A 13,398-nucleotide genomic window follows, 5' to 3' on the forward strand; every position below is an offset into this window, starting at 1 on the left:
CTCACACCTCCTCGGCGGACGCGGAGGCGGACACGGACGCCGGCTGGGGCTCGGGCCCGGCGGGCGCGGAGACGGCGGCGCCCCCGCTGATCTCCTCGGGTATCTCGGTCCGGGCGGCGGAGCAGGCGCGCTGCACGCCCCGTACGACGCTGTGGTAGCCGGTGCAGCGGCACAGGTTGCCGGTGAGCCACTCGCGGATCTCGGGCTCGGTGGGCGCCTCGCGGTCCGCGGTGTTCTCGACGAGCTCGCCGAGGGCCATCACCATGCCGGGGGTGCAGAACCCGCACTGGGTCCCGTGCTCCTGGCGCAGGGCCTCCTGGAGGCCGTTGAGTTCGCCGCCGCGCGTGGTGACCCCCTCGATGGTGGTCACCCGGGAGCCGGCGGCGGACGCGGTGAGGATCAGGCAGCTCTTGACCGAGCGTCCGTCGAGCTGGACGACGCAGGTGCCGCACTGGCCGGTGTCGCAGCCGACCTTGGTTCCGGTCAGCCCGAGGCCGTCGCGGATCCGTTCCACGAGCAGTTCGTTCGGCTCGGCCGCGAACTGCTCGGGTCTTCCGTTCACGTTCAGTGAGAGATCCATGCCAGCGCCTGCGCTTCCGTGAGCGGCCGGTTGAAAAGGGGCCCGCCGGGCTGCTGGAGAATTCCTCCGGAGTGCAGCGAGCCGGTGTCGACGGGCGCGAATCCCACATCCGCGATGATTCCCGCGACGATTTCCTTCGCCTTCTCGTCGTCGCCCGCCGTGAAATGGGCCAGGCGTTCGCCCCCCGCTCCGCCGGCGACGGCGAGAGTCTCGAAATGCATGGTGTTCAGGGATTTCACGACCCGGGCGCCGGGATACCACTCGGCGACCAGTTCGCTGGAGGCGCGCCCGCCCAGGTCGGCGGGCTTGCCGCCGCCGCTGAACGCGTTCGTGGCGTCCACCAGCACCTTGTCCTGGACGGCCGCGGACGGGAGGAGCCCTTGGACGCTCGCGTACGGCACCATCAGCACCAGCAGTTCGGCCTGGTCGGCGACCTCGGCGGGGTGCGCCGCCGAGGCCGCCGGGCCCAGTTCGGCCAGTAAGGCGCCGATGGACTCGGGGCCGCGGGCGTTGGCCAGTAAGACCTCGTGGCCGGCCGCCACCAGGATCCGCGCGAGGGTCGAACCGATCCGCCCGGTGCCGATGATGCCTGTGCGCATTGCCGCTCCTACTCCGTCGGTTCGCTCGGTCGGTCAGCCGGTCGGGAACTCAGTCCATGCCGATCCAGACCGACTTGGTCTGCGTGTAGCTCTCCAGGGATTCCGGCCCGCACTCGCGCCCGTATCCGGAGGCCTTGTAGCCGCCGTAGGGCACGGAGGGGTCGTACTGGTTGTAGCAATTCACCCAGACCGTGCCGGCCTTGATCTGGGAGGCCACCCGGTGGGCGCGCCGGAGGTCCTTGGTGTGGACGCCCGCGGCGAGCCCGTACGCGCTGTCGTTGGCGATCCGGATCGCGTCTTCCTCGGTGTCGAAGGGGATGATCGACAGCACCGGGCCGAAGATCTCCTCCTGCGCGATCCGCATGCCGTTGTCGACGCCGGTGAAGATCGTCGGCAGGAAGTACAGGCCCTGGCTGGAAGCCCCCTCCGGGGTCCAGCCGGTGCCGCCGGTCCGCAGGACCGCGCCTTCCTTCTCGCCGATCTCGATGTACGAGCTGACCTTCTCGAACTGGCCGCGGTGGGCCAGCGGTCCGAACAGGGTCTCCGGGTCGCGCGGGTCGCCGGGCTTGAGGGCGGCGGCCCGGCTCACCAGGCGTTCGACCAGTTCGTCGTGGAGGGGGCGCTGGAGCAGCAGGCGCGAGCCGGCGGTGCAGATCTCGCCCTTGTTGTAGTAGATGCCGAAGAAGGCGAGCTCCTCGGCGGCGTCCAGGTCAGCGTCGGCGAAGACGATGTTGGCGGACTTGCCGCCGAGCTCCATCGTCACCTTCTTCAGGGTGCCGGCCGACTTGCGGATGATCGTCTGGCCGACCGCGGTGGAGCCGGTGAAGGCGATCTTGTCGATGTCGGGGTGGCCGGTGAGGGTCTCACCGAGCTCCACGCCCGGACCGGTGATCACGTTCAGCACGCCGTCCGGGATCTCCGCCTCCTGGAAGAGCTCGGCGATCTTCAGCGCGGTGAGCGGGGTGGCCGGGGAGGGCTTGTGGACGACCGTGTTGCCCGCTGCCAGCGCCGGTGCGATCTTCGTCATCGACAGCAGCAGCGGGAAGTTGAACGGGGTGATGGCGCAGACCACGCCCAGCGGTTCGCGCAGGGTGTACGCGAGCTGCCCGCCGGCCGGGGCCCGCGAGGAGCCGTCGACCCGGGTCACGGCGCCGGCGTAGTAGTGCATGAGCTGGGCGGCCATGGGGGCGTCGACCGTGCTGGAGAAGGCGAACGGCTTGCCCATGTCCACCGTCTCCAGCAGGGCGATTTCCTCCAGATCGCGCTCGATGAGCTCGCCGACCCGGTTCAGCCGCAGCGCGCGTTCCTGGGCGGACAGTCTGCTCCAGGGACCTTCCTCGTACGCCTGGCGGGCGGCGGCCACGGCCGCGTCCGCGTCCGCGGCGGCGGCCTGGGCCACCGGTACGATCTCCTGTCCGTCCACGGGGCTGATGTCCGGCTCGGTACGGCCGTCCTGGGCCGAGACCCATGTGCCGCCGATGAACAGCTTCCCGGGGTTGGCCAAGGGCTGGTCGCTGAGCGCGCGCTTGGTCATGGCTGCCTTCCGGTGTCGGATGCGGGGGCTTTCTATCCCTTGGCGAGCTGCTGTAGGAACGTCTCGGCAAGGGCCTTGGAGGAGTACGGGTTCTGGCCGGTGGTGAGCTTGCGGTCCACGACCACGTGCGAGTCCCAGATCTTTTCGGCCTTCTCGTAGCGCGCGCCGAGCCGGGTGAGCTCGGCTTCGAGGATCAGCGGGAGGCGGCCGGCCATGTTGGTGACCATCTCCTCGCTGTGCGAGAAGGCCGTCATCCGGTAGCCCTCGAACGGCCAGCGGCCTTCGCCGTCGCGCAGCGCGAGCAGCGAGGTGTGGCCGTGGCAGACGGTGGCGAGCGGCTTGTCCTGGGCGAGGGCCCAGCGCAGGATCTGGGCGAGCTCGTCGGAGTGGGGCAGGTCTCCGATCGCGCCGTGGCCGCCGCTGACGTAGATCCCGTCGTACTCGGCTATGTCCTTCTCTCCGAGGGACTCCAGGGCGAGGGGGCTTTTGAGCTGGGGGGTGCTCTCGACGACTCTCACGTACTCGGCGGCGTTGGCCGCGTCCTCGTTCGGCGAGCCCTCGGGGCGGACCCACTGGAGGAACTGCGGGTCGATGCTGGTCTGGTCGACCGTGGGGGCCTGGCCCCCGATCGTCGCCACGTCCACGGTGTGGCCTGCGGCCTTGAAGAGGGTAAAAGGAACGACGAATTCCTCGGCCCAGAAACCCGAGGGGTGTTGTTCCCCGTCCAACAGGTGGAGCGTTGCCTTGGCCGTCATGACGACGAGAATCTTCATGACTGTTCTCCTTGTTCTGGAATCGCTGCCGATTCAACACGCCCCCCGCAGGGGGCGTAAGGGGGGAGCGTCAGGCGCGCGATACTTCGTGAGGTGCGTCCAACGCGGAGATGATGGTGCGGAATTCACCGACCAGGGGGTGGTCGGGATGGGCTTCGGCGAATATGCGTTCGCCGTACAGGGCGGCCATTTCCGGCACATAGGGAAGGATTCCGGCCAGGGGGGCGCCGTACACCTCCTCGGCACGCCGGCGGATCCGCTCCCCGTCGATGCCCTCGGGGGCCATGCTCATGACCAGAGCCCGCCGGCAGGCCAGCCGCCCGGCGAGGGCGATGGTCTCCTCGACCCCGGAGAGGTCGATCCGGTCGGCCCGGGCCATGATCATGAGTACGTCGGCGCTCGCCATGGCGGTCACCGACTCGTTGTTCAGTCCGGCGTGGGTGTCGAGCAGCAGCACGTCGAGCGCGTAGCACTCGACCAGCCGGTCGAAGCCCTCCGGCAGCAGCCCCACGTCGTATCCGCTGGTCATGAGCTCGCGCAGGGCCGCCGTCCCGGTCCGCGCCGGTACGACGTACAGCCCGGGCACGCCGACCTGCTGGGCCGTGGACTCGATCTCGCAGCGCCCGAGCAGGTAGTCGGCCAGGGAGGGACCCGGGCCGAGCCGGAAGAGCAGGTCCAGGGTGGGCGACTGGATGTCCGTGTCGACCACCCCCACCCGGCGCCCCTCGCCCGCGATGAGCAGGGCGAGGTTCGCCAGTACCGAGGACTTTCCGGTGCCCCCGCGGTGCGAGTGCACCACGATGGTCCGGGCCATCAGGCCACCGCCGCACGGCCCGCGGCCGTGGTCCGGTCCCCGTGCGGCCCCCGCGCCGCACGTGGCCGGTGCAGGGCCAGCATGGTGACGTCGTCGTGCTGTTCGGCCGTTCCGGTGTGCTCCCGTACCGCGGTGTCCATGAGGTCGACCACCTCCCTGCCGCTCACCGGGGGGCCGGCGAGCAGCTCCAGCATCCGCTCGTCACCGAGGAAACTGCCGTTGGGGCAGCGGGCCTCCGGCACTCCGTCGGTGAACACGAACAGGGTGTCGCCCGGGTTCAGCTGGGCGTAGCCGAGCGTGTACACGCAGTCCGGCAGTACCCCGACGGCGGGTCCGGTCACCTCCAGGGCGAGCGGCTCGCCACCGTCGGCGCGCAGCAGCAGCGGCGCGTTGTGGCCCCCGTTGATGTACACGAGGCTGCCGGTCGCGGGATCGAGCACCCCGAAGAACAGGGTGGCGAAGTAGCCCTGTCGGAGGTGGTTGCGGGTCAGGTAGCCGTTGGTGGCGGTGACCGCGTTGAGCAGCGGTGTCGCGCCGACCACCGGGATCCGCCGGCTGCCGCCCGCACGCCCGGCGGCCACCAGGTGCTGGAGTCCGCTGTTCTCCGCGGTGTGCCGCAGCAGCGAGCGGATGAGCGCCATGAACAGCGCGGCGCCGACCCCCTTGTCGCAGACGTCGGCGACGACGAAGGCGAGGCGGCGGCCGCGGGAGATCTCGAAGACGTCGTAGAAGTCCCCGGCGACCTGCCGGGCGGGCCGGAAGCGGACGTCGATCTCCCAGCCATCGGGGACCGGCAGCGATTCGGGCAGGAAGCCGGCCTGGATCTCCCGACCGATCTCCAACTCCTTCTCGTACCCCATGAGTTCGGCGCGGGCATCGGCTTCGCGCAGGGTGCGGCCGAGTCCGGCCCGCTCCGAGCAGCTGTGCAGCCGGGCCCCGACGAGGGCGGGCAGGAAGGGCGGTACGAGGTAGTCGTGGCCGAGCCGGACGTGCTCCTCCAGGGCGGCGAACTCCGTCACCGTCCAGACGACCACGATGGGGGCCCCGGCCCAGCGGCGCAGCCGCCGTACCGCGAGGCGCACCGACTCGCCGTCGGCCTCGGCCGGGGCGAGCAGGACGTCGGCCACGGGCAGCTCGTCGAGCGGGCCGCCCCGCAGCTCGGCCAGCGTGCGGGCGACGAGCTCCGCGTCCATCGAGCGCAGCGCGTCGAGCAGTTCGAGCGGAGGCGGCGGGTACTCGTCGAGGATGATCACGGTCGTGGAGGGCATGGGTCCGTCCCCTCAGCGTTCACAGTCAGCGTGCTGATGTTGCGGCCGTCCCTGCGTACGTAGCTGAATTCGTCCACGCTGGTCAGCGCCAGGTGGATGCCGAGTCCGCCGATCCTGCGCCGCTCGGGGGGAACCCCGGGAGCCGGGGGCAGACAGCCCTCGACGGGGTCGAACGCCGGAGCGGAGTCCGCTATGGAGATCTGCACCCGGCCGGGACCGGAGCGGCCGCGGACGGTGATCCGCCCGTCGCCGCCCCGGTACCCGTGCATCACGATGTTCGTGGCCAGCTCGTCCACGGCCAGCCGGATCCGGTACGCGGGCCCCTTGCCCAGGCCCGCCCGGCCGGCCAGCCGCAGGACGAACGAGGCGATGTCGCCCAGTGCCCCCAGCGTGGCGGGCACCTCCAGTTCGGCGGGCGTCCTCGCCAGTTCGACCATGTCACTCATGCGCTTCACTCATCGGAGAGCACGATGCTGCGGTCCAGCCCGGCCGTCCGGATGGTCCGGGACACGGGCTCGATCGCGCCGACCACCTTGATGGTCACGTGGTTGGCGACCTTCTGCTGGGCGAAGACCAGGGACCGCAGTCCGGCGCTGGCCATGTAGCCGACGCCGGCCATCCTGATCTCGACCGTGCCGGTGCCGTGCCCGGCGGCCTTCTCGATGGTCTGGTGGAAGTCCGGCGCGGTCTTGGCGTCCAGCTCGCCCGCCAGTTCGATCACGGTGGTGTCGCCCTCGATGCTCAGGGACACGGAAAGCGGCATGTCAGGTCTCCTTCGGCGCTGCGGTTGGAGCGTTCGGTGGGATCGGTGAGCGGCGCGGCTAGAGCTCGGGATCGGGCGTCCGGCCGACCAGGATCACGACCGAGCGCGGACCGATCAGGTACTTCCCGGCGTTCTCCAGCTCGGGCTCGCCGCCCGGGGTGCGGATGTCGTGCGGGGCCTCGGCCCCGGTGTCCGCGAACAGGTGCCAGCTGCGCCCGTGCGGCAGCGCGGGCAGCTCCAGGTCGTGCGCCTCCCAGTGCGAGTTCATGGCCACGTACACCACGTCGTCGTCCCCGGTGCCGCAACGGGCCACCGCCAGCAGCCGGCTCTCCGCCGACCAGTCCGGCTGCCAGGCCCGCTCGCCGTGCCAGCTGATGTCCGGCAGTCCGAGGCTCTCGCGGACCTGGCCGGTGGGGTGGGAGGTGGAGCGCAGTTCGCGGTGGCGCCCGCGGAAGGCGATCATCTCCCGGGTGAACCGGAGCAGTTCGGCGTTCTCGTCGACCTGGTCCCAGTCGAACCAGGACAGCTCGTTGTCCTGGCAGTACGTGTTGTTGTTGCCCTGCTGGGTGCGGGCGACCTCGTCGCCCGACAGCAGCATCGGAATGCCCTGGCTGGTCATGAGGATGGCCAGGGCGTTCTTCATCTGGCGCGTGCGCAGCCGGTTGATCTCGGGGTCGTCGGTCGGCCCCTCGGCCCCGCAGTTCCAGCTGGCGTTGTCGTTGCCGCCGTCGTTGTTGCCCTCGCCGTTCGCCTCGTTGTGCTTGTCGTTGTACGAGACGAGGTCGGCCAGGGTGAAACCGTCGTGGGCGGTGAGGAAGTTCACCGAGGCGGAGGTGCCCCGGGTGGAGTACAGGTCGGGCGAGCCGGCGATCCGGGTGGCCAGCTCCCCGGTCACCCCGGGATCGCCCTTGAGGAAGCTGCGCACGGTGTCGCGGTACTTCCCGTTCCACTCGGCCCAGCGCCCGTACGCCGGGAAGTTGCCGACCTCGTAGAGGCCGCCCGCGTCCCAGGCCTCGGCGATGAGCTTGGTGTGCCGCAGGACGGGGTCGTAGGCGAGCAGCTCCAGCAGCGGCGGGTTGGGCAGCGGGGTGCCGTCCAGGGCCCGGCCGAGGATGGCCGCGAGGTCGAAGCGGAAGCCGTCGATGTGGTAATCGGCGACCCAGTGGCGCAGGCAGTCGAGCACGAAGTTGCGCACGACGGGGTGGTTGCAGTTGACCGTGTTGCCCGTGCCGCTGAAGTTGAAGTAGTACCCCTCCGGCGTGAGCATGTAGTACGTGGCGTTGTCGAGCCCCTTGAAGGAGATCGTCGGGCCCTGCTCGTTGCCCTCGGCGGTGTGGTTGAAGACGACGTCGAGGATGACCTCGATGCCGGCCGCGTGCAGGTCCTTGATCAGGGTGCGGAACTCGTCGCCCTGCATCCCGTAGCGTCCGGTGGCCGCGTAGCCGGCCTTCGGCGCGAAGAACGAGACGGTGTTGTAGCCCCAGTAGTCGAAGAGGTGCTCGCCCGTCTCCGGGTTGGAGCGCATGTTGTCGCTCTCGTCGAACTCGAACACCGGGAGCAGCTCGATGCAGTTGACCCCGAGCTCCTTGAGGTACGGGATCTTCTCGCGCAGCCCCGCGAACGTGCCGGGGGCGGTGACCTGCGAGGAGGGGTGCCGGGTGAAGCCGCGCACGTGGGTCTCGTACACGACGAGGTCCTCGGCGGGGAGGCGCAGCGGCGTGTCGTCGCCCCAGTCGAAGTCCTGGAGGCAGACCCGCGAGCGGTACTGGTAGCCGCGGCTGCGGTCCGGCTCCACGCCCCACACGTCCCGGCCGGAGATCAGCCGGGCGTAGGGGTCGGAGAGGACCTGGCGGGCGTCGAAGCGGTGCCCGGAGACCGGGTCGTAGGGGCCGTCGGCCCGGTACCCGTACTCGATGTTCTCGTGGTCGAGGCCGAAGACCGTCATGGCGAAGACGCTGCCGGTGCGGAACTCCTCGGGGAATTCCAGCTCGGCCATCGGCTCGGGCTCTCCGCGCTTGAAGATGACCAGGGTCATGGAGGTCGCCTGGTCGGAGAAGACGGAGAAACTGACCCCGCCGGGGACCACGTTGGCCCCGAAGGGGAACGGTTTGCCGGCGCGGACGCGGTACCCGCCCACTTCGTGGGTCGGGTACGCGTCGACGCGCAGCACCTGCTCGGACTGGGCCTCGGTCATCGCGCGGCCTTGGCCTTGGCGCTCGCCGCGACGGCCTCGCCGGTCTCGAAGAAGTCGAGGAAGCCGGTGGCCGACATGACGAACCGGACTTCCTCGCTCACCCCGTACAGGGTGACGGCGACACCGGCGTGCTGGGCCTCGCGGTAGACGACGAGCAGGGTGCGCAGGCCCGCGCTGGACACGTACGTGACGGCCGTGAGGTCGATCCGCAGCGGCCGGCCCTCGCGGACCAGCGGCAGCAGGGCCTGCAGCAGCTGTCCGGAGGTCTCACTGTTGATCTCGCCGGTGGCGACGAGGACGGTACCGCCCTTGTTGCGGCGTTCCTTGACGTTCAGAGACATTGCTTTCCCCTCTAGTCGGGGCGCCCCCCGTTGAGCGCTATGAAGTCACCGGGCGCAGCCGGACCTTGACCTTGACCCGTCCCTGGACGTCCGGCAGCTTGACGGTCAGACCGTCGGCGTCGAAGTCCCGGTACGGCTTCTCGTCGATCTCGACGGACGCGATCTGCACGGAGCCGGCGGGGAGCAGGTCGGGAGAGACCCGCAGCACGCGGTCGGGCAGGTTGGTCGGGTCGGGCTTGAAGTGGAAGTCCATTTCCCGCTTGTTGATCAGCAGGTTGTTGTAGACGGCGGACAGGTAGCAGAGCTCCGCCGAGTGGTACATGGACATCGAGTGGCTGCCCTTGAGCCGCTCCGTGCCGAGCAGGTACGGCGTACCGCTGGCGAGCACGTTGAAGTAGACGGCTCCCTCGTCGTGGTCGAGGAAGAACGTGTTGTAGAAGGCCTCCGCCTGCCGGGCCTCGCGCAGGAAGGCGTCGCCGCCGACCGTGCCGTTCAGGATGAGGTAGGCGAGGATCGCCTGCTCCTGCTGCCACCAGGCCTTGCGGTCGTGCCAGGCGAAACGATACGTCTCCTGGTTCCCGTCCTTCACGCGCTCCACCACGTCGTACCAGCCGCCGCGCTGGACGTCGCTGCCGACCGCCGGCATGATCTCGCCGATCTTCTTGGCGAGCTCCTCGTACGCCGGCTTGGCCTTCAGCGAGTTCATCCGCATCAGGTTCCAGGCGATCTTGAGGTTGTGCCCGACGACCGCGCGGTTCTGCTGCCAGCTGTGCGCGGTGTCGTGCGACCAGTCGCGGAAGAAGCGCTCCTGGACGAACGGGCTGTTCTTGTAGTCCGGGAACTTGTCCGCGATGGTGTCGAAGGTGTACTCCAGGAAGTCGGCGTAGCTCTGCTCGCCGGTCGCCAGGTACAGGTTGATCAGGTACGCGGGCGCGTGGTCGCCGACCGAGTTCCAGTTCTTGCGCTCGGCGTTCTCGCCGAGGGACTCGTGGTCCGCGCTGAACAGGATCGGGTCGATGTGCGAGTAGTAGCCGCCCTGCTCCGGGTCCTTGAAGAACTTGTCGAACAGCCGGATGGTGGCGTCCGCGTCGTTCTTGATCCGGATGTCTCCGGTGACCCGGTAGGTCTGGATCGGGCCGGCCAGCGCGTAGATCTGCTCGTACATCGGGATCGCGTCGTAGTCGTCGGAGAACTCCGAGGTGAACAGCTTGCGCTCGCTGTCCCCGTCGACGCTGATGCCGTGGTACCAGAAGACCACGTCCTCCTCGCTGTCCACGACCCGCATGTGCTTGCGCAGGTACTCGGTGCCGCGCTCGGCGACCTCCAGGTACTCGTCCTTGCCGGTCAGCAGGTAGGCCGAGGCCATGCCGTAGACCAGGCGGGAGATCGTGTCGGTCTCCTGGACGTGGCTGGCGGTCTTGTCACCGCCGAGCCGGATCTCGGTGCGGTACTCGGTGAAGTCCACCGGGCCCTCGCCGAACTGCGCCCGCTTGTAGAAGTCGGCCAGCGACTCGATCTGCTTGACCCACCAGCTGGGCTCCTCGAAGCGGTAGTCCTCTGCGCCGCGGCCCAGGAACACCAGGCGCTTGGCGTCGAAGCGCCCGCCGTGCTCCGGGTAGTGGACGCCGTAGACGAAGAGGAACCGGCCCGGGGAGAGCATCTCGTCGATGTGCCCGGAGGCGTCGATGTACGGCTCGTCCAGGTTGCGGACCAGCTCGGCGCTCGGGTCCCCGGCCAGGGAGACGTCGAACTCGCGCCCGTCCGAGGTCTTCAGCCGCAGCAGGCGGGACTCGGAGTCGAAGCGGCCGACGTAGCCCGCGATGGTGTCGGAGAAGGAGAAGCTCACGGCGTCCGCCATGTCATGCACCGTCCTTGTCGTGTGAGCGGTCGTCCTCGAATCCCTGGCTGACCTCGACGATCACCCCGTCGGGATCGCGGACCCACACGGTCCGCCAGCCGCAGATGAAGTCGTCGAAGTCCAGCGGCCCCAGGGTCACTTCGGCCGCGTCGCCCAGCTCGGCCAGGAACGCGTCCACGCTGTCGGTCTGGAAGGCCAGGTGGCGCATCCGGCCCGGGGCCTGCGGACCGTCGTCCTGCGCCGGCCGGGCCGCGGGGGTGCCGGCCGCGAAGAGTTCCAGGTACGCGTCCCCCTTGCGCAGGAACACGATCTGCGCCTCCCCGAGGTCGACCACCCGGGCCCGGACGAAGCCGAAGTACCGGGTGTAGAAGTCCTCGGTCGTCTTCTGGTCCGTGCAGTTCAGGCCCACGTGCGACCAGACCATCGCGCGGTCCCCGGCGCCGGGCATCAGGCGTTCCCCCGGCCCCGCCCCGCCGCGATCAGCTCGATGATCCGGCGGGCGAAGAGGTGGTGGTGGGCGCCGGTGCGGCCGGTGACCAGGTCACCGTCGACCACCACGTCCTCGTTGACGTACTCGGCGCCCATGTTGCGGACGTCGCCGATGAGGTTGTTGTGGCAGACCACCTTGCGGCCCCGGATCTTGTCCGGGATCGAGGCGGCCAGCCACATGCCGTGGCAGATGATCCCCTTGAGGACCGTCGGCTCCTCGAAGGCCCGGCGCAGCAGCTCCGTGGCCGGCGCGAGGACGTCCACGTCCTCGGTGTAGCGCAGCCGGTCGGCCACCATGCCCGAGGGCACGATGATCGCCGCGTACCGGCGCAGCTCCTCGTCGCCCAGCCCCTCCAGGGACTTGTCGGCGGTGAACGGCGCCCGGTACTCGTGCCCGGAGAAGGTGATGGAGTCGTTGCCCCACAGCCGGGTCAGGAAGTCGACCTCGGCGCCCTCCTCGGCGAACCGGCGGCTGTAGTAGAAGATCTCCGGCTCGTAGAAGTCGCTCTCGACCAGGACCGCGATCCGGGTCCCGCTCAGCGCACCCTCGCGCAGTACGGCGTCAGGCACGGGAGGTCCCCCTCAGGAAGTCCGCCGCGCGCTCGGCGATCATCGCGATGGCGGTGTGGCAGTTGCCCGACGGGACGGCGGGCATCACGCTGGCGTCGACGACGCGCAGGTTGCGTACGCCGTGCACCCGCAGCTCGGGGTCGACGACGGAGAGGTCGTCGATGCCCATGCGGCAGGAGCCGGCCTGGTGGTGGTAGCTCTCCGACTTCTGCTTCGCGAAGGTCCGCAGGTCCTCGTCGGAGACGAAGCCGGGACCGGGCTGGAGCTCCTGCTTGTACCAGGGCGAGAAGGCCGAGGTCGCGAAGATCTCCCGGGCCAGCTTGATGCCCTGCACCATCCGCTCCAGGTCCCACCGGTCGCCCAGGTAGTTCGGGTTGATCAGCGGGTGCGCCAGCGGATCGGCGCTCGCGAGCCGGATCCAGCCGCGCGAGACGGGGCGTACGACACCGGGAAGGATGCTCACCGTGTTCGGGTGGTCCTTGCCGACGATCACGTCGAACGGCACGTGGACGAAGGCGATCTGCAGGTCGGGCGCGGGAAGACCGGGCCGTGACGAGAGGAACAGAGCGCTCTCCGACAGATTCTGCGCCGGGGGCGGGAGTTCCTGGGTGACCTCGGCCATCAGCCCGGTCAGGACGTGGTTGTGGAAGTTCTCGCCGACCCCGGGCAGCACCGCGACCGTCTCGATGCCGTGCTCGCGCAGCTGCTCGGGGCTGCCGATGCCGGAGAGCAGCAGCAGCTTCGGGGACTCGATCGCCCCGGCGGCCACGATCACCTCGCGGCGGGCCCGTACGGAGTGGAGCCCGGGTTCGGCGGCGGCGCCGTGGGCGTCGCGCACGGTCCGGCCGGGGAACTCGGCGGCCGGTGCGAGCTGCGTGTACTCGACGCCCGTGCACGTGTCGCCGTCGAAGAGCAGCCGGGTGCTCTGGGCGCTGCTGCGCAGCGTCAGGTTGGAGCGGTCCAGGGCCGGCTCCAGGTAGGCGGCGAGGGTGCCCTGGCGGCGGCCATCGGCCACGTCGATGTGGTGCCAGCCGGTGCCGAAGAGGCCGCGCCGGGGCCCGTCGGTGTTGAAGTCGGCGATCTCCTGGTGGCCGAGCTCGACGGCCGCGTCGATGAAGGCGCGGGAGACCGGGTTGGGGCCGTGCTGCCCGGCGTTGGTGATGCGCTGCGGGCCGCGGGTGCCGGTGGTGGGCGCGGTGGCATCCTCCTGGCCCTCCAGGAGGGCGAAGTACGGCAGGACGTCCTCGTACCCCCAGCCGGCGGCGCCCTGGTAGGCCCAGTTGTCGAAGTCCGAGGCGTGGCCCCGGATGTGCATCATGATGTACAGGTTGCTGCTGCCGCCGGGGGCCTTGCCGCGCGGTTCGTACGTACGGCGGCCGTCGAGCCCGGGCTGCGGGACGCTGGTGTAGCCCCAGTCGACGGGCCCTCCGAGCAGCTTGTACCAGGAGGACGGGTCGTCCACCTCGGGCGGGATCCGGTTGCCGCCCGCTTCCAGGACCAGGACGGAGACGTCAGGGTCCTCGGAGAGCCGGTTCGCGAGGACGCTGCCCGCGGTGCCGGATCCCACGATGACGTAGTCGTACTCTTCTCTCTCGGCGATCGCCACGAGTCGGCC

14 protein-coding genes are annotated in these 13,398 nt (G+C 69.8%); all 14 read right to left on the reverse strand.

The genetic code is table 11. The features are described 5' to 3' along the window. Position 1: 1 nt before the first annotated feature. The 14 genes from ADK52_RS35545 to ADK52_RS35610 all read right to left on the reverse strand — a co-directional run bounded on the left by ADK52_RS35545 (position 2) and on the right by ADK52_RS35610 (position 13,389). Positions 2–580 (reverse strand): (2Fe-2S)-binding protein, encoded by a 579-nt coding sequence (locus tag ADK52_RS35545; protein ID WP_078988849.1) that lies wholly within the window; start codon positions 578–580, stop codon positions 2–4. Further along, complete coding sequence (locus ADK52_RS35550; protein ID WP_053693979.1) at positions 565–1,179, reverse strand: NADPH-dependent F420 reductase; 615 nt, start codon at positions 1,177–1,179, stop codon at positions 565–567. The genes ADK52_RS35545 and ADK52_RS35550 overlap by 16 nt, the downstream gene beginning before the upstream one ends. A 49-nt stretch (positions 1,180–1,228) precedes the next feature. After that, the gene (locus ADK52_RS35555; RefSeq protein WP_053693980.1) at positions 1,229–2,713 is read right to left on the reverse strand and encodes an aldehyde dehydrogenase family protein; all 1,485 of its coding nucleotides are present in this window, start codon (positions 2,711–2,713) and stop codon (positions 1,229–1,231) included. 32 nt (positions 2,714–2,745) lie between these two features. Further along, the gene (locus ADK52_RS35560) at positions 2,746–3,486 is read right to left on the reverse strand and encodes a type 1 glutamine amidotransferase domain-containing protein (protein ID WP_053693981.1); all 741 of its coding nucleotides are present in this window, start codon (positions 3,484–3,486) and stop codon (positions 2,746–2,748) included. 70 nt (positions 3,487–3,556) lie between these two features. Continuing rightward, complete coding sequence (locus ADK52_RS35565; protein WP_030157526.1) at positions 3,557–4,300, reverse strand: MinD/ParA family ATP-binding protein; 744 nt, start codon at positions 4,298–4,300, stop codon at positions 3,557–3,559. Beyond that, positions 4,300–5,568: a PP2C family protein-serine/threonine phosphatase gene (locus tag ADK52_RS35570; RefSeq protein ID WP_053693982.1), complete on the reverse strand. Its 1,269-nt coding sequence runs from the start codon at positions 5,566–5,568 to the stop codon at positions 4,300–4,302. The genes ADK52_RS35565 and ADK52_RS35570 overlap by 1 nt, the downstream gene beginning before the upstream one ends. Further along, positions 5,550–6,014: an ATP-binding protein gene (locus ADK52_RS35575; protein WP_234318218.1), complete on the reverse strand. Its 465-nt coding sequence runs from the start codon at positions 6,012–6,014 to the stop codon at positions 5,550–5,552. The genes ADK52_RS35570 and ADK52_RS35575 overlap by 19 nt, the downstream gene beginning before the upstream one ends. A gap of 5 nt (positions 6,015–6,019) precedes the next feature. After that, the gene (locus ADK52_RS35580) at positions 6,020–6,331 is read right to left on the reverse strand and encodes an STAS domain-containing protein (protein WP_030157520.1); all 312 of its coding nucleotides are present in this window, start codon (positions 6,329–6,331) and stop codon (positions 6,020–6,022) included. Between the two features lie 58 nt (positions 6,332–6,389). Next, entirely contained in the window at positions 6,390–8,525 is a 2,136-nt protein-coding gene (gene glgX / locus ADK52_RS35585) for a glycogen debranching protein GlgX (RefSeq protein WP_234344392.1), read from the reverse strand. After that, positions 8,522–8,866: an STAS domain-containing protein gene (locus tag ADK52_RS35590; RefSeq protein WP_030157517.1), complete on the reverse strand. Its 345-nt coding sequence runs from the start codon at positions 8,864–8,866 to the stop codon at positions 8,522–8,524. Before ADK52_RS35590 ends, glgX begins: the two co-directional genes overlap by 4 nt. A 37-nt stretch (positions 8,867–8,903) precedes the next feature. Next, positions 8,904–10,724 carry an AGE family epimerase/isomerase gene (locus tag ADK52_RS35595; protein ID WP_053693983.1) on the reverse strand — a complete coding sequence of 607 codons (1,821 nt, stop codon included), beginning with the start codon at positions 10,722–10,724 and terminating at the stop codon, positions 8,904–8,906. Between the two features lies 1 nt (position 10,725). Continuing rightward, positions 10,726–11,172 (reverse strand): VOC family protein, encoded by a 447-nt coding sequence (locus ADK52_RS35600; protein WP_078988850.1) that lies wholly within the window; start codon positions 11,170–11,172, stop codon positions 10,726–10,728. Then, a complete protein-coding gene (locus ADK52_RS35605) occupies positions 11,172–11,783 on the reverse strand; it encodes a DJ-1/PfpI family protein (protein WP_078988851.1) in 612 nt (203 codons plus the stop codon). The genes ADK52_RS35600 and ADK52_RS35605 overlap by 1 nt, the downstream gene beginning before the upstream one ends. Next, a complete protein-coding gene (locus tag ADK52_RS35610; RefSeq protein ID WP_053693984.1) occupies positions 11,776–13,389 on the reverse strand; it encodes a GMC family oxidoreductase in 1,614 nt (537 codons plus the stop codon). The genes ADK52_RS35605 and ADK52_RS35610 overlap by 8 nt, the downstream gene beginning before the upstream one ends. Positions 13,390–13,398 lie beyond the last annotated feature (9 nt).

The organism is Streptomyces sp. WM6372, from assembly GCF_001279655.1.
Classification (GTDB): Bacteria; Actinomycetota; Actinomycetes; order Streptomycetales; family Streptomycetaceae; genus Streptomyces.